The organism is Kitasatospora sp. NPDC088134 (assembly GCF_044741705.1).
In the GTDB taxonomy this organism is placed as follows: Bacteria; Actinomycetota; Actinomycetes; order Streptomycetales; family Streptomycetaceae; genus Kitasatospora.
In genome coordinates this window covers 604,173-626,409 of the sequence record NZ_JBIUTD010000001.1, presented here as the reverse complement: position 1 = coordinate 626,409, position 22,237 = coordinate 604,173, and the positions used below count along the sequence as shown (strand labels likewise).

The following is a 22,237-nucleotide window of genomic DNA, read 5'->3' as shown; positions in this document are numbered from 1 at the left end:
GGCCCCTCGGGTCCGGGGGTCAGACCCGGGGCGGGCGGAACGTCCGGCTGGCCCAGCTGTGCAGGTGGGGGGCCTCGGCGGCGAGCTCCCGGTAGGCGGCGACCGCCGCCCCGAACAGGGTGTCCACCAGGCCCGGACCGAGCACCGCGGGCCGCCACAGCATCAGGTAGCGCAGCCAGACCGGCGCCCCCAGCAGGGGCTTCAGCATCACCCCCGGCGTCGGCGGCGTGCTCGCCGGGACGAGTGCCGCACCCAGCCCCGCCGCCACCAGGTCCAGCACCTCCCGCCGCCCGTACGGCAGTTCGCGCACCCCGGCCGGGGTCAGCGCGGCCGCCTCGCAGGCCGCCCGGAACAGCGCGGGCCAGCCCGCCCCGTCCGCGGACGGCAGCAGCCAGGTCTCGGCCGCCAGGTCGGCCAGTGCCGGTTCGGCGTGGTGGCGCAGCGGGTGCCCGGCCGGGAGGGCGACGAACGCCGGCTCGGTGGCGACCGCCCGCCCCGCCAGCGCCTGCGGGGGTCTCGGCCCGACGGCCGGGTGGTCGAGCAGCAGGGCCAGGTCGAACGGTTCCTCGCGGCAGGCGGCCACCGTCCAGCGCAGCTCCGGGCGCAGCTGCCGGGCCCGGGCCAGCGCGCCCGGCAGCAGGGCCGGGCAGTCGGTGACCAGCCGCAGTTCGCGCTGCGGGCGCTCGCCGTCCGGGCCCCCGGCCCGGCCCAGCCGGTCCACCCGGGACAGCACCTCGCGGGCGGCGGCCAGCACCTCGGCGCCGAAGGTGGTGGGCACCACCCCGGCCGCCGTCCGCTCGAACACCACCGCGCCCAGGTGCCGTTCGATGCGCCGTAGTTGGGTGCTGGTGGCGGGCTGGGACGCACCGATCGCGGCCGCCGCCCGGCCCACGCTGCCGGTGTCGGCGATCGCGCACAGCACCCGCAGGTGCCGCAGTTCCAGGTCCATGCCCCGGCCTCCCCTCGCGTGCGGGCGGCCCCGCCTCGGCGGTGGCGTCAGGCAACCTGTGGTATTTCACACGCAACATGTCAGATGGTGCGCTCACCTTCGCCGTCCCGCCGGGCCGCGTCAAGTCCCGCCGCGGCGCAATGGCGCCGATCCGTTCCGCCGAACTGTCCCGTTCGGGCCGGTCGTACCTCCTCGGGGCGAACCCGTCAGGGGTGCTCGGGGCAGCGGCAGAGCAGGTCGAAGGCGGCGCCGGCGGCGGCGGCCAGGTCGGTGGCGACGGTGCGCGGCGGCTCGGCGGCCAGCACCCGGCGGCGCAGTTCGCGCAGGGTGGCCCGGTGGACGCCCGCCAGGGCGCCGGCCAGCAGCGGCGCGCCGGGGGCCGGGGGCAGGGCGGCGGCCAGCGCGGCCTCGGCGCGCTCGCCGATCTCGCGCTCGCGGGCCCGCAGCGCGGCGCTGGCCTCGACGGTGCGGAAGAACAGCGCCGAGTCCGCCCCGAGGCCGTACGCCGGGTCGATCCGCTCCAGCGCGCCCCGCAGGTCGTCCCGGACGGCGGCCACCGGGCAGCGCCCGGGCGGCAGGGCGGCGACCAGGGCGGCCAGGTGCTGCTCGACCTCGGCCTGCCGGTCGAAGAACAGGTCCTCCTTGGCCGGGAAGTAGTTGAAGACCGTATTGGTGGAGACGCCCGCGTGCCGGGCCACCTCGGCGACCGTCACCCGGTCGAAGCCGTGCTCCAGGAACAGCGGCAGCGCGGCGTCGGCGATGGTGCGGCGGGTCTGCCGCTTCTTGGTCTCACGAAGTCCCGGGGGTGCCATGGGTCAATGATAGGGTCACTGAAAAATTGGGGTGACACCAAGATTTTCGGAGGGCTGCGGATGCGCGGGATGCGTGAGGCGCGCGAGGTGTACGACGGGGGACGGCACGCGTTCAGGTTCGGGATCTACCCCGGTGCCCTGCTCGGCGACGAGACCGGGATCGTCCACCCCGTCCGGCCCGACGACCCGGCCGCGCTGGCTGCGGCGCTCGACGAACTCCAGGGCGCCGAACCGGAGTTCCTGGTCCGGATCTACCGCTCCTTCGCCCGCACCGTCACCCCGCCCGGACAGACCCCCGAACACTGGGCCGACCTGCTCGACCGCCCCGGCCGCAAGCTCGACCTGGTGCTCCAGTTCCGCGAACCCACCGGCGACCCGGCCGGCTGGGCGGCGTACGTACGCGGCCAGATCCGCGAACTCGGGCCCCGGCTCGGCTCGGTGCAGATCTGCGAGGAGCCCAACGCCGACCTGCCGGTCCTCGACGGCAGCATCCCCGGTGTCCGCGCCGCGCTGATCGAGGGCGTGCTGGCCGCGAAGGCCGAGATCCGGGCCCTCGGCCTGACCGCCGATGTCGGGTTCAACGCCGTGCCGACCCTCGACCCCGCCGCGGACTTCTGGCCCGCGCTCGGCGAACTCGCCCCGCCGGAGTTCCGCACCGCGCTCGACTACGTCGGCCTGGACTTCTTCCCCGACGTCTTCCGCCCCGTCCCGCCCGGGCAGCTCGCCACCGCGGTCGCCTGGGCCCTGCACCGCTTCCGGCACACCGACCTCCCGGCGGCCGGCCTCCCCGCGACGCTCCCGGTCCGGATCTGCGAGAACGGCTGGCCCACCGGCCCCGGCCGCCCGGAACCCGAACAGGCCCGGGCCCTGACCACCGTGATCCGCGAAGTCGCCTATCAGGCAGTGGAGTTGAACATCGACGGCTACAGCCTCTTCGCCCTCCGCGACGCCGACAGCTCCGGCCCCGGCCCGTTCCACCACTTCGGCCTGCTCCACGACGACCACACCCCGAAACCGGCCTTCGCCGCCTACCGCGACCTGATCGCCGAACTCGGCCCGGCCCTGCGCGCCCGACGGGAGTGAACTGCCCTGCCGGCCAGGCGGATCAGGAGGAGGGAAGCGAGCGACCCCGCCCCGCAGGCGGATGCGCGCTCCGCGCGGTTGTGGGCAGGGAGGGGGCGACGGTTGCTCGCGCCCTTCCCTGCGACCGTTCCTCGCGCCCGGCCGACCGGGGTCGCTCCGCCTTCCACCGGGCCGCTGCGCGCTCCGCGCGGTGGGGGACACGCGGGTTCTTCACGGCGGGTGCCCGCGCTCTGCGCGGTTGCGGGGTCGGGCGGGTCAGTGTTTGGCGCAGGTGATCCAGCGGTTGGCGGCGAAGGGGTCGTGGGGTGCGGGGCGGAAGGCGTGGTCGTAGGGGGTGCGGGTGGTGCTGGTCCAGCCGAGGGAGGTGAGGGCGGCGGCGGTGTCGGGGCGGGGGCCGGGGGCGAAGAGGGCCAGCAGGTCGATGCCGAGGCGGGCCCGGGTGGCGGCGTACACGGGGGAGGAGCGGACGGTGGGGGACTCGGTGGCGGTCTTGATCTCGTAGGCGAGGGTGCTGCCGGGGGCGCTGAGGGCGTTCAGGGCGGTGGCGAGGCGGAGTTCGGCGGCGGCCGGGAGGTAGAGGAAGAGGCCCTCGGCGAGCCAGGCCACGGGGCGGGCCGGGTCGAGGCCGGCGGCGGTGAGCGGGGCGGTCCAGTCGGCGCGCAGATCGGCGGGGACGGGGCGGCGGTCGGCCCGCGGGGTCGCGGCCAGCCCGTCCAGGACGTCCTGCTTGAAGCGCAGCACCTCGGGCCGGTCGACCTCCCAGACGGTGGTGCCGGTCGGCCAGGGCAGCCGGTGCGCGCGGGAGTCGAGCCCAGCGCCGAGCAGCACCACCTGCCGGGTGCCGGCTCGCGTCGCGGCGAGCAGGTGCGCGTCCAACACCCGGGTGCGCAGGGCGAAGTAGCCCGCCAACCGGTCCCAGACCGGGTCGCCGGGAGCGACCTCGGCGGGGTCGCGGGGCCAGTCGGCACAGCCCGGCGCGGCCCGGACGAAGTGCTCGGCGAACGGGTCGACGGCCAGCGGCCGGGCCCGCCGCGACTCCAGCGCCCGGGCGTGCGCGACCAGCAGCGCGGTGCGCCCGACCCCGGCATCGACCCCTGCCCCCGTCCCGGCGCTCGCCGCCGCCCCGCCGGGACGGGCACCGGCCGGTCGGCGGGGCCGGTGACCCGCCGGGACGTCAGCGCCCACCCCCGTCCCGGCCTCGGCCGCCGTCGCGTTCGGGGCGGTCATCGCAGACCCGCCGGGGAGAGCAGGGGCGGGGCGAAGGGCCGGTCGGTGAGATCGGTGATCCGGGCGCCGTAGAGCCGGGCCATGAAGCGGAGGATGTCGGCGTCGGCGAGGTGCAGGGCGGTGGTGCAGTCGCGCAGGACGGTCAGGTGCAGGCCGCGTTGGAAGGCGGTGCGGGCGGTGGAGTCGACGCAGACGTCGGTGAACAGGCCGGCCAGGACCAGGTGGTCGATGCCGCGGCGGCGCAGGTGGGGTTCGAAGTCCGGGTCCTGGAAGGCGTCGAAGCAGGCCCGTTTGGTGAACACGGCCTCGTCCGGCCGGGGCAGGGCGGCGTGGAACTCGGCGCCCCAGCTGCCCTCCAGGCACTTGGGCCGCTTGCCGAGCGCGGCGTCCCGCCACCGCCAGGCGGGCCCCTGGTGGGCGGGGTCGCCGAGGAAGCGGACGAACAGCACCTCGACGCCGGAGGCCCGGGCCGACTCGACCGCGCGGGCGCAGTTCGCGGCGGCCAGCGCGAGCAGCGCGGGTTCGCCGGGGAAGCGGGCGGTGGCGACGTCCCCGACGCAGAAGTCGTTCTGCAGGTCGACCACCACCAGGGCCGTGCTCATCGGGCCGCCGCCCGCGCGCCGGTCCCGTCCGCGGGAACGGGAACGGGCGTGGGCACCCGCCCGGGGGAGCCGAGCCGGGCCAGCACGGCGTCCGCGGTCTCGGTCGTCCCGGTGCTGCCGCCGAGGTCGGGGGTGCGGGTGCCGCGGGCCTGCGCGGCGGCCAGCGCCCGTTCCACCGCGGCCTCGGCGCCGGGGCAGTCGACGTGCCGCTCGGCGATCCGGGCGGCGGCCCGGATGGTGGCGACGGGGTTGACCAGGTCGAGCCCGGCCAGGTCGTCGGCGGAGCCGTGGACGGTCTGGTACTCGGTCAGCCCGGCGGCGTCGGGGTGCAGGTGGACGTTCTCGGTGCAGCGGTTCTCCTGCCGCTCGGAGCCGTACCGGTCGAGCAGGACGACGTGCATGATGTCGGCCCACTCGTTGCCGGCGATCAGCAGGGTGCGGTCCGCGACGCCGTGCGCGAGCAGGTTGCGGTTGACCGTGTCGGGTTGGAACAGGCCGATGTCCAGGCCGAGTTCGGCGGACAGCTCGGCAGCCCAGTCGTCCAACGCGCCGTCCAGCAGGTGGTGCTTGTAGGCCATCAGCACCCGGGCCGGGCCCTCCGGCCAGCGCGCGCGGGCCCGCTCGACGGCGTACCGGACCACCCGGCCGGTGGTGGCGCGGTCGAACTCCAGGGTGCGCACCACCCGGCCGGGGGTGTGCGCGTTCTCGCCGGTGTAGAAGCCCTGGGCCTGGTCGCGGACCAGCAGCAGCCGGGCCCCGTCGGCGGTCAGCGGCTCGACCTTGACGGCGGCCAGCCGCTGTCGGACCAGGTACAGCGACTGGGCGTTGATCGCGGTCCGGAACACCGCCCGGACGCCGGCCGCGGCCTGCTCCCGGCAGAACGCCTCGTAGTGCGCGGCGTCCTGCTCGGTGAGCGCGGCGACCTCCGCGGTGCCGGCCGCCTCGGCCCGCAGCGACACGTACGAGTGGTAGAGCCGCGGCGAGCGCACCAGCTCGACCCGGCGGCCGTGCAGCCGGACGATCCGGTCCAGCACCCGTTCGAACACCGGGGCGAGCTCGGGGCCGGTGCCGCGGCCGACGGCCAGGGCGATGCGTGCTGCGGTCATGCGGACTCCTCGGAGACGGCGGGTGGGGCGGGGCAAGGCGGGGCTGGGAGGGGCTGGACCGGGCCGGGTCAGGAGGGCTGGACGACCAGGTGGTTGCCGAGCGCGTCGGGCCGGTCGGGGGCGTAGAAGTGCCGGATCTCGCGGGCCCAGTCGGTGACGGCGATCCGGTCGGCCGGGTCCGGGCCGATGGCGTCGAACAGGGCCTCGGTGTTGGGCTGCTCGAAGCCGATCGCGGTCATCAGGGCGAGGAAGCGCGGCCGCTCGATCAGGCCGTCGCCGTCCGGGTCGCCGAGCGCGGCGAGGGCGTCGGCGAAGACGGCGGCGGTGGGGCCGAAGCGGTCGGGGTCCAGCACGAAGCCGCGGAACTCCTCGGCGTCGACCACCCCGTTGCCGTCGGTGTCCAGGGTGGTGAGCTGCTGCCAGTAGCGGTCCAGGCTGTCGGCGAGGGCCTGTCGGTGCGCCGGTGCCGAGTCGTCGGCGACCGCGAGCACGCGCTCCGTCATCAGCTCGAAGTCCTGGGCGTCCAGCACTCCGTTGCCGTTGGCGTCGAACAGGGTGAAGACCAGCGCGGCTCGGCGGTGTGCCTGCTCGGTCATGGCGGGGGTCCCTTCGTCGCGGCGGGACCGGCCGGGGCGGCCGGGCCTCGGCCGGGCCTCCTACTCTGCTCGGCGGGCGAGGCGGGCCGGGGCGGAACTGACGGTCCGTCACCCGGGGGAGTGACGGAAGTGACGCGGGTGATGTTGGTCACGCCCCGTGAGCGGGGCGCGGAGGACTGACGGTGCGTCAGTTCCGGCCGGGAGCTGCGCGGTAGCCGTCCGGGGGCGGGCGGCATGTGGCCGCCGTCACGCACACCCCGGGAACCGCCGCTGGTCAGCGGGCGGACCGGCCCCCGGTCGGGCGGGCGGTGCTGGCTAGCATGGGGGCGCCTAGCTCGGCCTACCCTCGAAAGTTGAATCGTGACTGTCAACGACGACGTGTTCACTGACTGGAAGAACCGCGAGGAGCTCGCGGAGTCGATGATCCCCCTCATCGGTCGGCTCCACCGCGAACGGGACGTCACCGTCCTGCTGCACAGCCGCTCGCTGGTGAACAAGTCGGTGGTCAGCATCCTGAAGACCCACCGCTTCGCCCGCCAGATCGCCGGTGAGGAACTCTCGATCACCGAGACCTTCCCGTTCCTGCAGGCCCTCGCCTCGCTCGACCTCGGCCCCTCCCAGATCGACCTGGGTCTGCTCGCCGCCGCGTACCGCGCCGACGACCGCGGCCTGTCGGTGGCGGAGTTCACCGCCGGGGCGGTGTCGGGTGCGACCGGCGCCAACAAGCTCGACCGCCAGGCCCCGCGCGACGTGGTCCTCTACGGCTTCGGCCGGATCGGCCGCCTGCTGGCCCGCCTGCTGGTCGAGAAGGCCGGCGGCCTGCGGCTGCGCGCCATCGTGGTGCGCAACGGCGGCGGCGACGACCTGGTCAAGCGCGCCTCGCTGCTGCGCCGGGACTCCATCCACGGCCAGTTCCAGGGCACGATCACGGTGGACGAGACGAACAACCTGATCGTCGCCAACGGCAATGCGATCCAGGTGATCTACTCGAACGACCCGAGCGAGGTGGACTACACCGCGTACGGGATCGAGGACGCGATCCTGATCGACAACACCGGCCGCTGGCGCGACCGCGAGGGCCTGTCCAAGCACCTGCGCCCCGGCATCGCCAAGGTCGTGCTGACCGCCCCGGGCAAGGGCGACGTCCCGAACATCGTGCACGGCGTCAACCACGACACCATCAAGCCGGACGAGCAGATCATCTCCTGCGCGTCCTGCACCACCAACGCGATCGTGCCGCCGCTGAAGGCGATGAACGACGAGTACGGGGTGCTGCGCGGCCACGTGGAGACCGTCCACTCGTTCACCAACGACCAGAACCTGCTGGACAACTACCACAAGGCCGACCGCCGCGGCCGGTCCGCGCCGCTGAACATGGTGATCACCGAGACCGGTGCCGCCTCGGCCGTCGCCAAGGCCCTCCCGGACCTGCAGGCGAAGATCACCGGCAGCTCGATCCGCGTTCCCGTGCCGGACGTCTCGATCGCCATCCTGAACCTCCAGCTGGCCCGCGAGACCACCCGCGAGGACGTGCTGGAGCACCTGCGGGACGTCTCGCTGACCTCCCCGCTGAAGCGGCAGATCGACTTCATCGACTCGCCCGACGCGGTCTCCAGCGACTTCATCGGCTCCCGCCACGCCTCGATCGTCGACGCGGGCGCCACCAAGGTCGAGGGCGACAACGCGATCCTCTACCTGTGGTACGACAACGAGTTCGGCTACTCCTGCCAGGTCGTGCGGGTGGTCCAGCACGTCTCCGGCGTCGAGTACCCGACCTTCCCGGTCACCGCGCACTGACGCGTCCGCACCGCTCCGGAACCCCGTTCGGCCCTCGGGCCGGGCGGGGTTCCGCGTTTTCCGGGGAGTTCCGGGGGGCCCGGGGGGTCCCGACCGGCCGTCAAGAGGCTTCGGCGGCCCGCTTCCTGGCGTAGGCGCGGGCGGCCCGGACCCGGTCGCCGCAGCGGGTCGAGCACCAGTGCCGGGCGGCGTGGGTGCGGACGTAGAAGCGCGAGCACGGCGCGCCGCCGCAGCGGGCCAGCCGGTCGGCGTCCGGGCCGGTGAGCAGGTCAGCGGTGTCGGCGGCCAGCAGGGCCATCGCCCGGTCGGCGATCCGGTCGGCGGGGTGCGGCAGGGTCCGGTGCAGGCCCCGCTCGGCGTCCCAGTGCAGCAGCGGCGCGGACGGGGCGGCGGTCAGCGCCGCGTTGACGGCGGCCAGCGCCTCGGCGGGGGGCGGGGTGCCGTCGACGCGGGCGGCCAGCAGTGCGCGGACCTCCGTCCGCAGCCCCTGCAGCCGGTCGGTGCAGACCTGGTGGAGGCGCCCGTCGACCGGCGCGAGCCGGTGCTCGACCAGCCAGGCGGTGGCCGGGGCGGGGGCCGCCAGCAGGTCGTGCGGCCCGGTGGGCAGGGTGAGCAGCGAGTTGGCGAAGTCCAGGGCCGGGTACCGGTCGGCGCCCGGGGCGGGGGCGGGTACGGCGGGGGCGGGGGCGGTGTCGCGCTGGCTCATGCCTCTCATGCTAAAGGGCGGGGTTGGGCGTGAGAAGTCGCGCGCGGATCTCACGGAAAAGCTTGCGCTCGCCCGTGAGGGATCGCTAGGTTCCTCTCACGGAGAAGCCGAAGTTTTCCCGTGAGGGAATGTCGAATCGCGAGGTGCGCCATGTCCGCTGTCCCCACCGTGCAGGTCTTCGGAGGCCCCACCGCCCTGATCGAGTACGGCGGCCTGCGCCTGCTCACCGACCCCACCTTCGACGCCCCCGGCGACTACCCGCGCGGCGGCGGCCGGTTCCTCACCAAGACCCTCCCCGGCACGGTCGACCCCGCCGCGCTCGGCCCGGTCGACGCCGTCCTGCTCTCGCACGACGAGCACCCCGACAACCTCGACCGCAGCGGCCGGGCCCTGCTCGCCGACGTCCCGCTCACCCTCACCACCCGGGGCGGCGCCGAACGCCTCGGCGGCACCGCCCGCGGCCTCGCCCCCTGGCAGAGCGTCGAACTGGACCGCCCCGGCGGCGGCGCGGTGACGGTCACCGCGGTGCCCGCGCAGCACGGGCCGGACGGGAGCGAGCCGGTCGTCGGCGAGGTGATCGGCTTCGTCCTCACCGGCGAGGGCCTGCCGGTGGTCTACGTCAGCGGCGACAACGCCTCGCTCGCCGTGGTCGAGCGGATCGCCGAACGCTTCGGCCCCGTCGACACCGCCGTCCTGTTCGCCGGCGCCGCCCGCACCGGCATCTTCGACAACGCCCTGCTCACCCTGGACAGCGCCCGCGCCGCCGAGGCCGCCGCCCTGCTCGGCGCCCGCCGGGTCGTCCCCGTCCACTTCGACAGCTGGGCCCACTTCACCGAGGGCCGCGAACCCCTGCTCGCCGCCTTCACCGCCGCCGGCCTCGCCGACCGCCTCGAACTCGCCTGAGCGGATACTCCGTTGCCCGGAGGTGCGGCGCCCTGCCACGGTGGCCGGATGCCAGGACAGCGCAAGCGGCGGGCGGAGGAACAGGCGCGCCGCCCGATCGGGGAGTACCGGTCCGTGCACGAGTGGCACGCCGCGGGGACGTGGGAGGTGCTGTTCGAGACCCGGGACTACCGGGAGTGGGCGGACTTCGTGCGGCGGCTGCAGGCGGAGAACCGCCACGGCCCCGAGCACGAGCTGCGGATGGACGCCTTCTGCGGGGGCTCGGTCCACCCCACCACCTACCGCCTGAGCCGGTTCGTCCCCCCGGCGCCCGGCGCACCCGGGGCCGGCCGGGACTGAACGGCCCCTCCTGCCCCGGGCCGGCGGGGGCGACAGTGCCGGGTGCGACGATGGGGCCCGTACGGACGAACGGTGGCGGGAGGTGCGGGCCGGTGGGGCGCAGCGTGCGGCAGGTCCGGGAGGTGCTCGGCCGGGCCGAGGGGATGGTCGGGGCGGCCCGGGCGCTGCTCACCGACCACGGGGCCGCCGTCGAGCAGGTCGCGGTCGCGCACCGGGCCGTCTTCGGGCGCCTGGTGCGGGCCGAGCTCGCGGCGATCCCGGTCGAGCGGCTCAAGGACGTCACCGAGGGCCGCCTGCAGCTCGGCGCCCTCACCGCCGCCGGGTACCGGACGGTCGCCGACGTGCACGAGCGCACCCGGCAGGACCTGCTCCGCGTCCCCGGTGTCACCGCCCCCGCCGCCACCCACCTGCTGGCCGCCGCCGCGGGCATCGCTGCGGCCGTCGAGGAGGGCACCGCCGTCCGGCTCGACCCCGCGCACCCTGACGAGGACGCCACCGCGCTGCTCGCGGCCGTCCACCGCCTGGTGCAGGCCGGGCCCGCCGCCCGCCGGACGGCCGCCGAGGCCGCCGCGTTCGCCGACCGCCTCGCCGAGCCGCTGGCCGCCGCCCGCCCCGCCCGGAGCCGGCTGCGCGGCCTGCTGGCCGGCGCCGAGCGCCGCGCCCTCGCCGCCGCCGCGGTCGAGTCGGTGGCCGAGCGGGTCGAGGCCGCGACAGCGGACGGGCTGCCGCTGCGGATCGCCCAGGCCGGCGCCGACCTGCTGCGGCCCGCCGCCGACCGGGTCGAGACCTGGGTGGCGTTCGAGCACGCCCCCGCCGACTTCTACGCCGAACTCGCCCTGCTCGCCGAGGAGGGCCGCCTCACCGGCCCCACCACCCGCGGCGGCCGCCCCGCCGCCGAGGGCCACCTCCCCGACCCGCTCGCCGAGGCGGTCCGCGCCCAGCTGCTGGACGAGCGCCGCTGCACCGTCTCGCTCCGCGGCTACCAGGCCTTCGGCGCCCGCTTCGCCCTCGCCCGCCGCCGGGTCGTGCTCGGCGACGAGATGGGCCTCGGCAAGACCGTCCAGGCCCTCGCCGTCCTCGCCCACCTGGCCGAGCAGACCGCCGCGGGGGCCGACGCCGGGGGAGCAGAGGGCCCGGACGGCGCGCCGCCCGCCGAGAACGGGGAGGCCCGCTTCCTGGTGGTCTGCCCCGCCTCCGTGCTGGTCAACTGGCAGCGCGAGACCGCCGCCCGCACCACGCTGGCCGCGCACCGCTACCACGGGCCCGGCCGGGAGGCCGCCCGCGAGCGCTGGGAGGCCGAGGGCGGGGTGCTGGTCGCCACCTACGAGTCGCTGCGGACGCTGCCCGAACAGCCCGTCGCCGCCCTGGTCGTCGACGAGGCGCACTTCGTCAAGAACCCGGCCGCGCTGCGCACCCGCCTGGTGGCCGCCTTCGCCGCCCGCACCCCGTACGCGCTGTTCCTCACCGGCACCCCGATGGAGAACCGGGTCGAGGAGTTCCGCACCCTGATCGGCCACCTCCAGCCCGACCTGCTCGCCGAACTCCCCACCGCCCTCGGTGCGTTGGGCCCGCGCGCGTTCCGCCGCGCGGTCGCCCCCGGCTACCTGCGCCGCAACCAGCAGGACGTGCTGACCGAACTCCCGGACGTGGTGCGGGTGGACGAGTGGACCGAGCTCTCCGGCCCGGACCGCGCCGCCTACGCCGCGGCCGTCGCCGAGGGCAACTTCATGGCGATGCGCCGCGCCGCCTGGGTCGACCCGGCGCACTCCGCCAAGCTGCGCCGCCTGCGCGAACTGGTCGGCGAGGCCGCCGAGAGCGGGCACAAGGTGGTGGTCTTCTCGTACTTCCGCGAGGTGCTGGCCGCCGTCGCCGGGGCGCTCGGCCCGGCCGTCACCGGGACGGTCGAGGGCGGGCTGGAGATCGAGGAACGGCAGCGGCTGGTCGACGAGTTCACCGCCACCGCCGGGCACGCCGTGCTGCTCTGCCAGATCCAGTCCGGCGGCACCGGCCTCAACCTGCAGGCCGCCAACGTGGTGCTGCTGTGCGAACCGCAGCTCAAACCGACCCTGGAGGACCAGGCGGTGGCCCGCGCCCAGCGGATGGGCCAGCTCCGCAAGGTCCGGGTGCACCGGCTGCTCGGCACCGACAGCGTCGACCGCGGCCTGGTCGAACTGCTGCGCCGCAAGGCCGAGTTGTTCGACGGCTACGCCCGGCGCAGCGAACTCGCGGAGAGCACGCCGGCGGCGGTGGACGGCTCCGACCGGGCCCTGGCCGCCCGGATCGTGGCCGAGGAGCAGCTCCGGCTGGCGGCCGGGTGACCCTCGGTTCCTGACCGGCCGTCAACTGTTGCTGCTCACAGGCGGACCAGCATCTTGCCGGTGTTGGCGCCGGCCAGCACCCCGAGGAAGGCGTCCACCGTCCGGTCGAAGCCGTCCAGCACCGTCTCGGGGGCGAGCACCCGGCCGGCGCGCAGCTCCGGGGCCAGCAGGCCGTACAACTCCTGCTGGGCGTCCAGGTGGTGGCGGACCAGGAAGCCCTCCAGCCGGATGCTGCGGCCGACCAGCTCGAACAGGTTGTGCGGGGCGGCGGGCGGCGTCGCGGCCGCGTACTGGGCGATCGCGCCGCACCAGGCGATCCGGCCGAAGTCGCGCATCGCGCCGATCGCCGCCGCCAGGTGCTCGCCGCCGACGTTGTCCAGGTACACGTCGATGCCCTCCGGTGCGGCCTGCGCGAGCAGCCCGGCCACCGGCCCGTCGTGGTAGTCGAAGGCCGCGTCGAAGCCCAACTCCCCGGTCAGGAAAGCGGTCTTGGCGGGGCTGCCGGCCGAGCCGACCACCCGGCGGGCGCCGAGCAGCCGGGCCAGCTGGCCGGCCGCGGTGCCGACGCCGCCGGCCGCCGCCGAGACGAACAGGTCCTCGCCGGGCTTCAGCGCCGCGATCCGGGTCAGGCCGACGTACGCGGACAGGCCGGTGCCGCCGAGGACGCTCAGGTGCGCGCTCAGCGGCACCCCCGCCAGCTCCGGCAGCACCCGCACCTGCTCCGGCGTCACCACCGCGTGGGTGCGCCACCCCCGGCGGTGGATCACCGGCGTCCCGACCGGCAGCACCGCACTGCGCGACTCCACCACCCGCCCCACCGCCCGCCCCTCCAGCGGGGCGTGCAACGCGTAGCCGTCCGCGTCGCCCGCCATCATCCCGAGCATGTACGGGTCCACGGACAGGAAGGCGTTCTCGACCAGTGCCGCGCCCTCGGTCAGCGGCGGCAGCTCGTCCTCGACGAAGGCGAACAGCTCGGCGGTGGGCAGCCCGTCCGGCCGGGCGATCTGGTGGACGGCGCGGGCGGACCGGGTGGCGGTGCGGGACATGGCGGAGCACTCCGTTTCGACAGGTTCGACAGGTTCGACGGGGAGGAAGAGGGGGCTGACGTGGGGAAACGCTACGGAGCGGCGCCGCGGCCCGGCAGCCCCCGGCATCGATGGCAGCCCCCGTTCCATGAGTGCTGTTCATGGCAGGGCTTAGGCCGGTCCGATGGCGGACGAACTCCTCCCGCAGGAGCTGCGGATCCTGGTGGCGGTCGCGGACAGCGGCGGGTTCACGGCGGCGGCCGGGCGGCTCGGGCTGACCCAGTCGGCGGTCTCGCACGCGGTGCGCGGCTGCGAGCGCAAGCTCGGCGCGGTGCTGTTCGAGCGGGGCCGGCGCGGGGCGGTGCCGACCGCGGCGGGGGAGCGGGTGGCCGGGCACGCCCGGCGGATCCTGCGGCTGCTGGCCGCGCTGCCCGCCGAGGCCCGGCCGCAGGCCGCGGAGCGGCCGAGCGGGCCGCTGCGGATCGTCGCCTTCCGCAGCGCCGCCGTCCAGGTGCTGCCCGCCGTCCTGGCCCGACTCGCCGCGGAGCACCCCGAGTTGGAGCCGCAGGTGCGGGTGGTCCGGGACCTCGGGCGGGGCACCGCCGGGGAGGTCGCGGACGGCCGGGCCGACCTCGCGCTGGCCACCCTGGGCCCCGTCCCGCCCGGCCTGGTCGCCGCCCCGCTGTACCGCGAGGAGTACGCCCTCGCCCACCAGCAGGGGCACCCGGACCCGCGCGGCCTGCCGCTGGTCGACTGGGACGAGAACTGCGGCTCCTACACCGCCGACTGGTGGCGCCGCCAGGACTGGATCCCGCCCGCGACCATCAACGTCTCCGACGACACCGTGGTGCTCTCGATGGCCGCCCGCGGCCTCGGCATGGCGATCATGCCCCGGCTCAGCCTGGACCGGCTGCCGGACGGACTCGCCGTCAGCGACCTCGGACCGGACCGACCGTCGCGGCAGGTCGGCTACGTCACCACGCCCGAACTGGCCAGGACCGCCGCCGTCCGCGCGCTGATCCGCACGCTGCGCGCCGTCCCGCTGCCCGAGGGAGCGATCGCGGTGGACGGGCGGTGACGGGAGGCCGAAGAAAGGGGATTGAGTCCCGCCGCCCGTAGCGGGGGCGCCCGGCCCGGGAGAGATCAAGTGGGCAGGGTGGGCGGCGGGACAAGGAGTGACGAACCCCGCAATCAGTGTGCGAGGCGGCGCTCACGTTCCACTAACGTCCCGCTGACGTGCACGGACTCCGAACGCAAGGGGTTGACTTGACGGGCGGTCGACACCCGGGGGAGGGTACGCCGGGAGGCTGCCGAGCGGCCCGGAAGGGCGACAGGGGGAACGGTGAGGGCACTCGCCGGAGTTCATGACGGACCGATGACGGCCGACGGGCTGCTCCTGCGCAGACCCCGCCCCTCGGACGCCGCCCTGGTGCACCGCGGCACCCACGACCCGCTGGTGCGGGAGTTCCTGCAGGCCGTCGTCCCGCACCGGGACACCGCCGCCGCCGAACGCTGGCTGGCCGAAGTCCCCCCGCTGCTCTGGCGGACCGGCCGCGCCGCCTACTTCACCGTCGAGGCCGTCGAAACCGTCAAGGCCGTCGAAGCCGTGGCCGACCCGGAAGCGGGTCCGGGGGACGGGGAGCTCATCGGCTGGGCGGAGCTGGTGAACATCGACCCCGAGGGGGAGAGCGCCGAGGTCGCGGTCTGGCTGCTGCCCGAGCACCGCCGGCTGCGCACCGCCAAGGCCGCGCTCCGCCTGGTCTGCCGGTTCGGCTTCGAACGGCTCGGCCTCGGCCGGATCGACGCCTACGCCGCCGCCGACAACATGCCCAGCCAGCTCACCGGCGCCGCGATCGGCTTCCGCCGGGCCGGCTACCGCCCGGGCGCCTTCCGCAGCTCCCGCACCCACCGGCTGCACGACGCCGTGTACGCCACCCTCGTGCCCGAAGACCTCTGCTGACGACCGTCCCGAAGACCCGAAGGCCCGAGCAGGCCCTTCCCGAAGAGCCCGAAGAGCCCGAAGAGCCCGAAAGACCCCGAAGAGCCCGAAGACCTCGCGGACCTCGGCGAGCGACCCCGCCGAACCCCCGAGGCTCCCACCCCTCCCCGCACCCGAAGCAGGAGTGACGACATGTCAGGAAGCGTACGACTGGACGACGGAGCCCGCGGTGAGCTGCTGATCACCGCCGACGGCGGGTTCCGCGCCACCCGGGACGGCCGGGAGCGCACCGGCCGGATCGACCCCGCGCTGATCCGCCGGGTGCTCGGCGGCCTCGGCCCCGCGCCCGCGCCCGCCGACACCCCGGCCACCGGGCGGCGGCTGACCGTCCAGGGCCAGCCCGGGCAGCCCGACCGGCAGTGGGCCGACGGCACCGGGGCGCCCGTGCCGCCGTCCGCCGCCGCCCTCGGCACGCTGCTGGAGCTGGCGCTCGGCGACCCGGCCGCCGCGGCCGCGCTGCCCGCCGCGCTCGCCCTGGCCGACCCGGCGGTCGGCGCCGCCCGCACCGCGGCCGTGGTCGGCACCGTCGGCGGCCGGCCCGCCTACGCGCTGGTCGAGCCGGACGGCGCGTTCGGCCTGACCGCGCTGGACGACGCCGCCCCGCTCGGCGGCTCCGGCGCCGATGCCGGGCTGGCGCCCACCGCCGTCGCGCTCGGCGAGGCCGCCGGGCGCTCGCTGTTCGCGGTCGGCGGCACCGACGGCGCCGTCCAGGTCTGGGACGCCACCAGCGGCGAGGTGCTGCACGGCACCACCGGCGGCGAGGGCGCGCAGGCCGTCGCCGCGCTGGTCTGCCGGGACATCCCGGTGGCGTTCTCGGCCGGCCAGTCCGGCGACCTGCGGGCCGTCCGGGCCGACGACGGCCGGGTGCTCGGCACCCTGCCCACCGGCGGCCACGGCGCCACCGCGCTGCGCGCCGCGCGCTGCGGCGGCCTCGACCTGCTGGCCGCCGCCGCGCCCGACGGCACCGTCCGGGTCTGGGACGCGGGCACCGGCGAGCTGATGCACCTGCTGGTCGGCCACCGCGGCGAGGTGCTGGCGCTGGCCGTGCTCACCGTCGACAACCAGGCCGTGCTGGCCTCCGCCGGGCAGGACCGCCGGGTCCGGCTGTGGGACCTCGCCACCGGCCAGAGCGTCGCCGAACTCGACGGCCACACCGGCACGGTGACCGGCCTGGCCTTCACCACCCTGGACGACCGCCCGGTGCTGGCCTCCGCCGCGCTCGACGGCACCCTGCGCACCTGGGACGTCTACGACGGCCGCCCGCTGACCGGCTGGCCGGCCGGCGAGTGGCTGACCGGCCTGGCCGCCGTCGGCGACCTGCTGTACACCGGGGACGAGACCGGCCGGATCACCGCCTGGGAGACCGCCACCGGGCGGCCCCGCACCGAGGGCGTCCCCGCCGGGCGCCCCGGCACCCCGCTCACCGCGCTGGCCGCCGGGGAGTCCGACGGCACCCCGGTGCTGGCGGCGGGCTTCGGTGACGGCGCGCTCGCGGTCTGGGAGCTGCCGACCGGCCGTCAGCTGCTCGATCTGCCCGCCGAGGGCGGCCCCGTGCACACCCTCGACCTGACCTCGGCGGGCCCCGGCGGCCCGCTGCTGGTCAGCGGCACCTCCACCGGCGCGGTGCGCAGCCACCGGCTCGCGGACGGCGGCGCGCTCCCGCTGCCCGTCCCGCACGCCGGGGCGGTCACCGGGCTGGCCTTCACCACCGGCGAGCAGCCGCTGCTGGTCTCCGCCGGACGGGACGGCGTGATCGCCGTCCGGGGTGCGGCCGACGGCGCGGACAGCCGCCGGTTCCGCACCGGGCAGGGCCCGTTCACCGCGCTCGCCGCCACCTCGGCCGGCGGTCAGCCGGTGCTGGCCACCGCCGGCGAGGACCTGGCGGTGCGGCTGTGGCACGCGGGCAGCGGCGCGGCCGGACCGGTCTGCACCGGCCTGTCGGGCCCCGCCGAGGTGCTGGCCTTCGCCGAGATCGGCGGCCGCCCCGTGGTGATCGCCGGCGCCGCCGACGGCACCGTGCTGGTCTGGGACGTCCAGAGCGGCGGCCGCACCGCCGAGCTGACCGGCGGCGGCGCGGCCGTCCGGGCCGTGGTGGGCCGGGAGTTCGACGGCGAGGCGCTGCTCGCTGCGGGCGACGCGGACGGCACGCTGCGGCTCTGGCACCTGGGCAGCGCCACCCTGCTCAACGAGGCCGCGCTGGACGGCACCCCGCTCGCCATCGAGCTCGACGCGGCGGGCCTGCGGATCGTCACCCCGGCGGGGGCCGTCACGCTCTGACGGCCGGGCCCGCCCCGGCGGGGGATCGGCGCGCGGGTGACCAGGGTCACGTCGGGGCCGCGAACGACCCGGCCGAGTGGGGGATTCACCGGATCTTCACCATTCGACCGGGTCGGTCACGGCCGCACGGGGCGGGCCTCCGGAAACCCATCCCGTAATTCACACCGTGAATTTACCAACTGCATACCTTGCGGGCCCTTGCCGGTTTCCGCATGTCTGCGAAGCTCGTTCGCAGAGTGACGAGGTGTCAGGACGGCCACCCGGGCTTGGCCGTGCGCGGTCACCCCGACGTAGAGTGGCAGTGACCTGGTCCGTGCGGCGGCGGCGAACGGGCGGGTCGGGCCAGCCCTGCGCGGAAGCGGGCCGGTCCGGGGTGGCGCAGAGTGCGGGAGGGCGTGCGGGGTGGCGGGCGACTCGGTGTGGATCGACCTCGACGAGGTCGACGCGGCAGCGAAGCTGATCATGGACCTGTTGGAGGAGCTGGAGGGCCCGGCGAACCAACTGGAGGCAAAGATCAAGCAGGTGCAGGCCTCCGTCTACGGGACGGACCTGCTGGGCAAGTCCCTGCAGGGCGGGGGCTCCTCGGTCGGCGGGCTGGCCCAGCACCAGGAGCAGGTGCTCGCGGGCATCCGCACCCTGATGCAGAACGCGACCGCGATGGGTCAGAACCTCAAGACCATGGCCGACAGCCACCGTTCCAACGACGAGGCGCGCGCCACCGAGATCGGCCGGATCACCGACACCGGTGCGATGCCCGCCGACCCGAACCTGGCCGGCCTGCGGATCGGCACCGTCGAATCCGTCCCGGCCACCCCGCTCACCCGGCCGGACGCGCCGCTCGGACCGGTCGTCACCGGGGACGACCCGCCGGTGCCGCCGCCCGCCCCGGTCGTGACGATCGGCACCACGAACCCCGGCGGCGGCTACCACGACCCGGACGCGCCCGACCTCGACTACAACCACGGCAACCCGCTGATCGAGCGGCTCGACCACGGCGGCGCCGGCCCCCGCATGGTCTGACCGTCCGTCCCAGCATCCGACGGACCGTCGAACCCTTCCTTCCCGTAGCCGTTCGCGGCCCGCACCGGCGCCCGCCGGCCCTCGCTCCGTACCCGATCGCCCTCCCGGAGAGCCTCCCGCCATGATCGAGCTGCCCGCCGACCTCGCCGAGGTACTGAAGACCGTCCAGAGCAACGAGCACGGCGCGGACATCGCCTTCCCCGACGGCGACGAGGACCTGCTCGCCGAACTGGGCGCGGCCTGGGACAAGTGGAACCAGATCGCCGACACCCACGTCCGGGGGATCGCCGACGCCGCCCAGCGCGCGATGGGCAGCATGTCCGGCCCCGCCGCCGAGAGCTTCCAGCAGTACCTGGAGAAGTTCGCGGGCGGCGACGGCTCGCACGTCGCCACCACCCTGCAGTCCGGCTACACCGTCGCCAACTCGCTGCACGGAGCCTCGCAGGCCGTCACCGGCACGAAGAACGAGATGGTCCGCGAACTCCAGTACGCCAAGGAGTACATGGAGCAGAATCCGGCGGGCAAGCACGACGACATCGCGCAGTCCGAGGGCATCAAGCAGGCCGCCGAGGTCTACCACCAGTACATCGGCCAGGTCGGCAACGGCGTCGACGGCATGCTCCGGCAGAGCGCCGACCACATCAGCAGCATGACCGGCATGGGCCAGACCTGCGCCCTCAACGGCTCGGGCGGAGCCGGGGGTTCGGGCGGCAGCGGCGGGACGGGCAGCACGATGGGCGCCACCGACCGCACCCGCACCCTCCCGAACGGGATGCTCGCCCCCGACGGGACCGTCACCGGTGGCCCCGGCGGCATGTCCGGCCCCGGCGGCGCCGGCACCCCGACCCCCTTCAACCTGCCCACCCCGCCGGACGGTTCGAGCGCGTTCGGCGGCGCCCACGGCGGCCCCGGCGGGAGCGGCGCCGCGCCCGCCCCGTTCACCATGCCCACCGGGCCCGGGGGGTCGGGCGCGTTCGGCGGGACCGGCGGAACTCCCGGCGGCGGCGCGGGCGGTGGCAGCGGCCTGGCGCCGTTCAGCATGCCCGCCCCCACCATGCCGAGCTTCGGCGGTGGTGGCGGCGCGGGCGGCGGCGTGCCGTCGTTCACCCCGCCGAGCTTCAACTCCGGTGGGAACCCGCTGAACCTGGCCGGACTCGGCGACCTTGGCGGCCTCGGCACCGGCGGGCCCGGCGGGGGCGGCTCCACCCCGTTCAACCTCAGCCCCGGCCCCGGCATGGGCGGCACCGGCACCCTCGGCGGCCCCGGCGGCTCCGCCCCGTTCAACCTCGGCAACCCGCTGGCCAACATCGGCAACCTCGGCGGCCCGGGCGGCAGCACCGGCCGCCCCGGTACCGGCGGCCTCACCGGGCGCGGCGGCCTCAGCCCGTTCGGCGGCACCGGCAGCAGCCCGTTCGGCCTCGGCGGCCCCGGCGGCTCGGGCCGGTCGGGCCTCGGCGGCGGCGCGATGGGCGGCGCCGGGCTGCGCGGCGGTGCGATGGGCGGCGCCGGGCTGCGCGGCGGTGCGGGCGGCAGCGGCCTCGCTGCGGGCAGCTCGCTGGCCTCCCGGGCCGGCGGCGGCCTCGGCGGGGCCTCCGCGAACGGCATGTCCGGGGCCGGTTCGGCGGTCGGCCGGGCCGGGGCGGGCGTCCTCGGCGCCGGCGGCACCTCCGGCCGCGGCGGCACGTCCGGTGCGGCCGGCACCCCCGGCGCGGCCGGCGGCCACGGCCCCGGCATGGGCGGCGCCCACGGCGGCGGTCGCGGCGGCAAGGAAGGCCGGGCCGGCAACCGCTTCCTCAGCCCCACCCGGTTCGGCGAGGAGGGCGAGGAGGACGAGGAACTGCTGGGCGACGCCGGCATCCTCGGCCAGGCCGGCGAGGTCGACCCGCGCGACCGCCACTGGCAGCGCGCCCGCCGTCGCTGGCTGGACGAGGCCCGCGCCGACGGCACCTTCACCCTCCCCGAGCCCGCCCCGGCGCCCACCGCCCCCGCCGGGCCCGCCAGCGAGCAGGAGGCGCTCAGCCAGCTGGCCGGCGTCCTGCTCGGCGGCGGTGCGACCACCGGCGGTGCGACCACCGGTGACGCGGCCCCCGACGGCGCCCCCGCGCCGGACCCGACGACCGCCCCCGCCGTCGACCTGACGACCCGTCAGGAGGCTGCCGCCGCAACGGCGGAGAGCGCCGACGACGCCTACCTGGAGCGCTCGCGCAGCGCCGCCGCCCGCCGCGGCCACCCGGACGCGCCCGACGCCACGGCCGGTGCCACGGCCGGTGCCACCGCTTCGGGGGCGGCTTCGGCCGCCGCCGGGGACGCGGCCGCCGCGCCGCAGCGCGCCCCGCTCCGCGAGGAGGGCGGGTACCAGGTGCCCAGCCCGTTCCTGCGCGCCGCCCTGTCCCGATTGGCCGCCACGCCCGCCGAGTGACCGCGCCCGCCCGTCGACCGCCGTACTGACGAAGGACCACCATGAGCAACGACGAGCAGGCCTGGTACACCGAACCCGCCCAGTTCGACCGGGAGTTGCCGGAGGAGCCACTGGCCCCCGCGCACTTCCGGGTCGGCACCGTCCAGCAGGAGAGCGTCCCGCTGGAGCCGATGCAGCGGGTGCAGGCCAGGGAGGCCGACGCCCCGCTGGAGGCCGCGCACCGGCTGCTGCCCACCCAGGAGGGCGAACTGCTGCAGCCCATGCAGCGGTTGACGCCGACCCAGGAGAGCGTGCCGCTGCAGCCCTTCGAGCGGGCCCGGCCGGTGGAGACGACGCCGCTGCAGCCCTTCGAGCGCGCCACGCCGGTGGAGAGCGCGCCGCTGCGCTCCTTCGAACGCGACCGGGCGGCCGAACCGACCAGCCCCACCGAGCCGTTGCAGGCGATGCGGACCCGGGATCTCGCCGAGCCTCTGCAGGCGACGCGGGCCCGGGATCTCGCCGAGCCGTTGCAGGCGACGCAGGCCCGGGACCTCGCCCGGCCGCTCCAGCGGACCGAGGCCACCCGGCGGGACGCCGCGCAGCCCACCGCCCGGACCGCGGCGACCAAGCGGCGCGCCGACGACGCCGCCGGCAACGCCGGGAAGGGCTTCCAGGTCGACCCCGCGCAGTACCAGGCCGCGGTCTCGCCGATGCTCGCCGCCTCCGAGCAGGTCGCCAACCTGTACCGCTCGCTGAGCGCCTTCCTGCCCGCGATGGAGGCCCAGAACCCCTGGGGCAACGACGAGTCGGGCAAGAAGTTCGCCGAGGGCGAGAAGGGCTACCTGAAGTACAGCAAGGACACCCTGGACGTCCTCAAGGGACTCCCGGACGCCCTCAAGGGCATCGCCGACGGCCTGAAGGCGATGGCCGCCGGCTACGAGAACGCCGACAGCGGGGTCGTCGCCGAACTCGGCAGCATCGAGACGGACGCGGTGGCGATGCCCGCCTCGCCCGCGATGTCCAGCACCCCCGTGCACGTCCCGATGACCCCGCGGATCACCCAGAGCGGAAGGCACTGAC

Annotated in this window: 19 protein-coding genes; 11 read left to right on the top strand and 8 right to left on the bottom strand. The window is 76.2% G+C overall.

Going from position 1 to position 22,237, the window contains the following annotated elements:
• Positions 1-19 precede the first annotated feature (19 nt).
• On the bottom strand, positions 20-949 hold the full coding sequence (locus tag ACIOHG_RS02575) for a LysR family transcriptional regulator (protein ID WP_400944455.1): 930 nt from the start codon (positions 947-949) through the stop codon (positions 20-22).
• 206 nt (positions 950-1,155) lie between these two features.
• Positions 1,156-1,761 carry a TetR/AcrR family transcriptional regulator gene (locus tag ACIOHG_RS02570; RefSeq protein WP_400944453.1) on the bottom strand — a complete coding sequence of 202 codons (606 nt, stop codon included), beginning with the start codon at positions 1,759-1,761 and terminating at the stop codon, positions 1,156-1,158.
• A 60-nt stretch (positions 1,762-1,821) separates the two neighbouring features.
• Between ACIOHG_RS02570 and ACIOHG_RS02565 the strand changes: the two genes are divergently transcribed.
• Positions 1,822-2,844 carry a hypothetical protein gene (locus ACIOHG_RS02565; RefSeq protein WP_400944451.1) on the top strand — a complete coding sequence of 341 codons (1,023 nt, stop codon included), beginning with the start codon at positions 1,822-1,824 and terminating at the stop codon, positions 2,842-2,844.
• Between the two features lie 255 nt (positions 2,845-3,099).
• Here ACIOHG_RS02565 and ACIOHG_RS02560 read toward each other — a convergent pair whose 3' ends face one another.
• From ACIOHG_RS02560 to ACIOHG_RS02545, 4 genes are all read right to left on the bottom strand, one after another.
• Entirely contained in the window at positions 3,100-4,071 is a 972-nt protein-coding gene (locus tag ACIOHG_RS02560; protein ID WP_400944449.1) for an SAM-dependent methyltransferase, read from the bottom strand.
• Positions 4,068-4,673 (bottom strand): cysteine hydrolase family protein, encoded by a 606-nt coding sequence (locus ACIOHG_RS02555; RefSeq protein WP_400944447.1) that lies wholly within the window; start codon positions 4,671-4,673, stop codon positions 4,068-4,070. The genes ACIOHG_RS02560 and ACIOHG_RS02555 overlap by 4 nt, the downstream gene beginning before the upstream one ends.
• Positions 4,670-5,779: an isocitrate/isopropylmalate family dehydrogenase gene (locus tag ACIOHG_RS02550; protein ID WP_400944445.1), complete on the bottom strand. Its 1,110-nt coding sequence runs from the start codon at positions 5,777-5,779 to the stop codon at positions 4,670-4,672. Before ACIOHG_RS02550 ends, ACIOHG_RS02555 begins: the two co-directional genes overlap by 4 nt.
• A gap of 68 nt (positions 5,780-5,847) precedes the next feature.
• A complete protein-coding gene (locus tag ACIOHG_RS02545; RefSeq protein WP_400944443.1) occupies positions 5,848-6,375 on the bottom strand; it encodes an EF-hand domain-containing protein in 528 nt (175 codons plus the stop codon).
• Between the two features lie 360 nt (positions 6,376-6,735).
• Between ACIOHG_RS02545 and ACIOHG_RS02540 the strand changes: the two genes are divergently transcribed.
• Complete coding sequence (locus tag ACIOHG_RS02540; protein WP_400944441.1) at positions 6,736-8,172, top strand: glyceraldehyde-3-phosphate dehydrogenase; 1,437 nt, start codon at positions 6,736-6,738, stop codon at positions 8,170-8,172.
• Positions 8,173-8,272: 100 nt separating this feature from the next.
• Here the strand turns inward: ACIOHG_RS02540 and ACIOHG_RS02535 are convergent, their stop codons facing one another.
• Positions 8,273-8,878 carry an ABATE domain-containing protein gene (locus ACIOHG_RS02535; protein WP_400944439.1) on the bottom strand — a complete coding sequence of 202 codons (606 nt, stop codon included), beginning with the start codon at positions 8,876-8,878 and terminating at the stop codon, positions 8,273-8,275.
• Positions 8,879-9,028: 150 nt separating this feature from the next.
• Between ACIOHG_RS02535 and ACIOHG_RS02530 the strand changes: the two genes are divergently transcribed.
• Genes ACIOHG_RS02530 through ACIOHG_RS02520 form a run of 3 tightly spaced genes read left to right on the top strand, consistent with a single transcriptional unit; the run spans position 9,029 to position 12,438 of the window.
• Positions 9,029-9,781 (top strand): MBL fold metallo-hydrolase, encoded by a 753-nt coding sequence (locus ACIOHG_RS02530; RefSeq protein ID WP_400944437.1) that lies wholly within the window; start codon positions 9,029-9,031, stop codon positions 9,779-9,781.
• Between the two features lie 48 nt (positions 9,782-9,829).
• Positions 9,830-10,120, top strand: coding sequence for a hypothetical protein (locus ACIOHG_RS02525; protein ID WP_400944435.1), 291 nt, complete (start codon positions 9,830-9,832; stop codon positions 10,118-10,120).
• Between the two features lie 50 nt (positions 10,121-10,170).
• Positions 10,171-12,438 carry a DEAD/DEAH box helicase gene (locus tag ACIOHG_RS02520; RefSeq protein WP_400944433.1) on the top strand — a complete coding sequence of 756 codons (2,268 nt, stop codon included), beginning with the start codon at positions 10,171-10,173 and terminating at the stop codon, positions 12,436-12,438.
• Between the two features lie 35 nt (positions 12,439-12,473).
• Here the strand turns inward: ACIOHG_RS02520 and ACIOHG_RS02515 are convergent, their stop codons facing one another.
• Complete coding sequence (locus tag ACIOHG_RS02515) at positions 12,474-13,484, bottom strand: NADP-dependent oxidoreductase (protein ID WP_400944431.1); 1,011 nt, start codon at positions 13,482-13,484, stop codon at positions 12,474-12,476.
• A gap of 163 nt (positions 13,485-13,647) precedes the next feature.
• Between ACIOHG_RS02515 and ACIOHG_RS02510 the strand changes: the two genes are divergently transcribed.
• The 6 genes from ACIOHG_RS02510 (at position 13,648) to ACIOHG_RS02485 (ending at position 22,236) form a co-directional block, all read left to right on the top strand.
• Positions 13,648-14,541 (top strand): LysR family transcriptional regulator, encoded by an 894-nt coding sequence (locus ACIOHG_RS02510; protein ID WP_400944429.1) that lies wholly within the window; start codon positions 13,648-13,650, stop codon positions 14,539-14,541.
• A gap of 297 nt (positions 14,542-14,838) precedes the next feature.
• Complete coding sequence (locus ACIOHG_RS02505; protein WP_400944427.1) at positions 14,839-15,423, top strand: GNAT family N-acetyltransferase; 585 nt, start codon at positions 14,839-14,841, stop codon at positions 15,421-15,423.
• Positions 15,424-15,594: 171 nt separating this feature from the next.
• Entirely contained in the window at positions 15,595-17,739 is a 2,145-nt protein-coding gene (locus ACIOHG_RS02500; protein ID WP_400944425.1) for a hypothetical protein, read from the top strand.
• A 402-nt stretch (positions 17,740-18,141) separates the two neighbouring features.
• The gene (locus ACIOHG_RS02495) at positions 18,142-18,759 is read left to right on the top strand and encodes a WXG100 family type VII secretion target (RefSeq protein ID WP_400944423.1); all 618 of its coding nucleotides are present in this window, start codon (positions 18,142-18,144) and stop codon (positions 18,757-18,759) included.
• Positions 18,760-18,880: 121 nt separating this feature from the next.
• Positions 18,881-21,178, top strand: coding sequence for a hypothetical protein (locus tag ACIOHG_RS02490; RefSeq protein WP_400944421.1), 2,298 nt, complete (start codon positions 18,881-18,883; stop codon positions 21,176-21,178).
• Between the two features lie 41 nt (positions 21,179-21,219).
• The gene (locus ACIOHG_RS02485) at positions 21,220-22,236 is read left to right on the top strand and encodes a hypothetical protein (protein ID WP_400944419.1); all 1,017 of its coding nucleotides are present in this window, start codon (positions 21,220-21,222) and stop codon (positions 22,234-22,236) included.
• Position 22,237 lies beyond the last annotated feature (1 nt).

Bases quoted from the DNA above. Each gene is read 5' to 3' on its own strand.
- ACIOHG_RS02490 (WP_400944421.1), top strand. From the start codon at position 18,881: ATGATCGAGCTGCCCGCCGACCTCGCCGAGGTACTGAAGACCGTCCAG.
- ACIOHG_RS02560 (WP_400944449.1), bottom strand. From the start codon at position 4,071: ATGACCGCCCCGAACGCGACGGCGGCCGAGGCCGGGACGGGGGTGGGC.
- ACIOHG_RS02510 (WP_400944429.1), top strand. From the start codon at position 13,648: ATGGCGGACGAACTCCTCCCGCAGGAGCTGCGGATCCTGGTGGCGGTC.
- ACIOHG_RS02500 (WP_400944425.1), top strand. From the start codon at position 15,595: ATGTCAGGAAGCGTACGACTGGACGACGGAGCCCGCGGTGAGCTGCTG.
- ACIOHG_RS02535 (WP_400944439.1), bottom strand. From the start codon at position 8,878: ATGAGCCAGCGCGACACCGCCCCCGCCCCCGCCGTACCCGCCCCCGCC.
- ACIOHG_RS02565 (WP_400944451.1), top strand. From the start codon at position 1,822: ATGCGCGGGATGCGTGAGGCGCGCGAGGTGTACGACGGGGGACGGCAC.
- ACIOHG_RS02515 (WP_400944431.1), bottom strand. From the start codon at position 13,484: ATGTCCCGCACCGCCACCCGGTCCGCCCGCGCCGTCCACCAGATCGCC.
- ACIOHG_RS02530 (WP_400944437.1), top strand. From the start codon at position 9,029: ATGTCCGCTGTCCCCACCGTGCAGGTCTTCGGAGGCCCCACCGCCCTG.
- ACIOHG_RS02485 (WP_400944419.1), top strand. From the start codon at position 21,220: ATGAGCAACGACGAGCAGGCCTGGTACACCGAACCCGCCCAGTTCGAC.
- ACIOHG_RS02520 (WP_400944433.1), top strand. From the start codon at position 10,171: ATGGGGCCCGTACGGACGAACGGTGGCGGGAGGTGCGGGCCGGTGGGG.
- ACIOHG_RS02525 (WP_400944435.1), top strand. From the start codon at position 9,830: ATGCCAGGACAGCGCAAGCGGCGGGCGGAGGAACAGGCGCGCCGCCCG.
- ACIOHG_RS02575 (WP_400944455.1), bottom strand. From the start codon at position 949: ATGGACCTGGAACTGCGGCACCTGCGGGTGCTGTGCGCGATCGCCGAC.
- ACIOHG_RS02505 (WP_400944427.1), top strand. From the start codon at position 14,839: ATGACGGCCGACGGGCTGCTCCTGCGCAGACCCCGCCCCTCGGACGCC.
- ACIOHG_RS02570 (WP_400944453.1), bottom strand. From the start codon at position 1,761: ATGGCACCCCCGGGACTTCGTGAGACCAAGAAGCGGCAGACCCGCCGC.
- ACIOHG_RS02545 (WP_400944443.1), bottom strand. From the start codon at position 6,375: ATGACCGAGCAGGCACACCGCCGAGCCGCGCTGGTCTTCACCCTGTTC.
- ACIOHG_RS02550 (WP_400944445.1), bottom strand. From the start codon at position 5,779: ATGACCGCAGCACGCATCGCCCTGGCCGTCGGCCGCGGCACCGGCCCC.
- ACIOHG_RS02555 (WP_400944447.1), bottom strand. From the start codon at position 4,673: ATGAGCACGGCCCTGGTGGTGGTCGACCTGCAGAACGACTTCTGCGTC.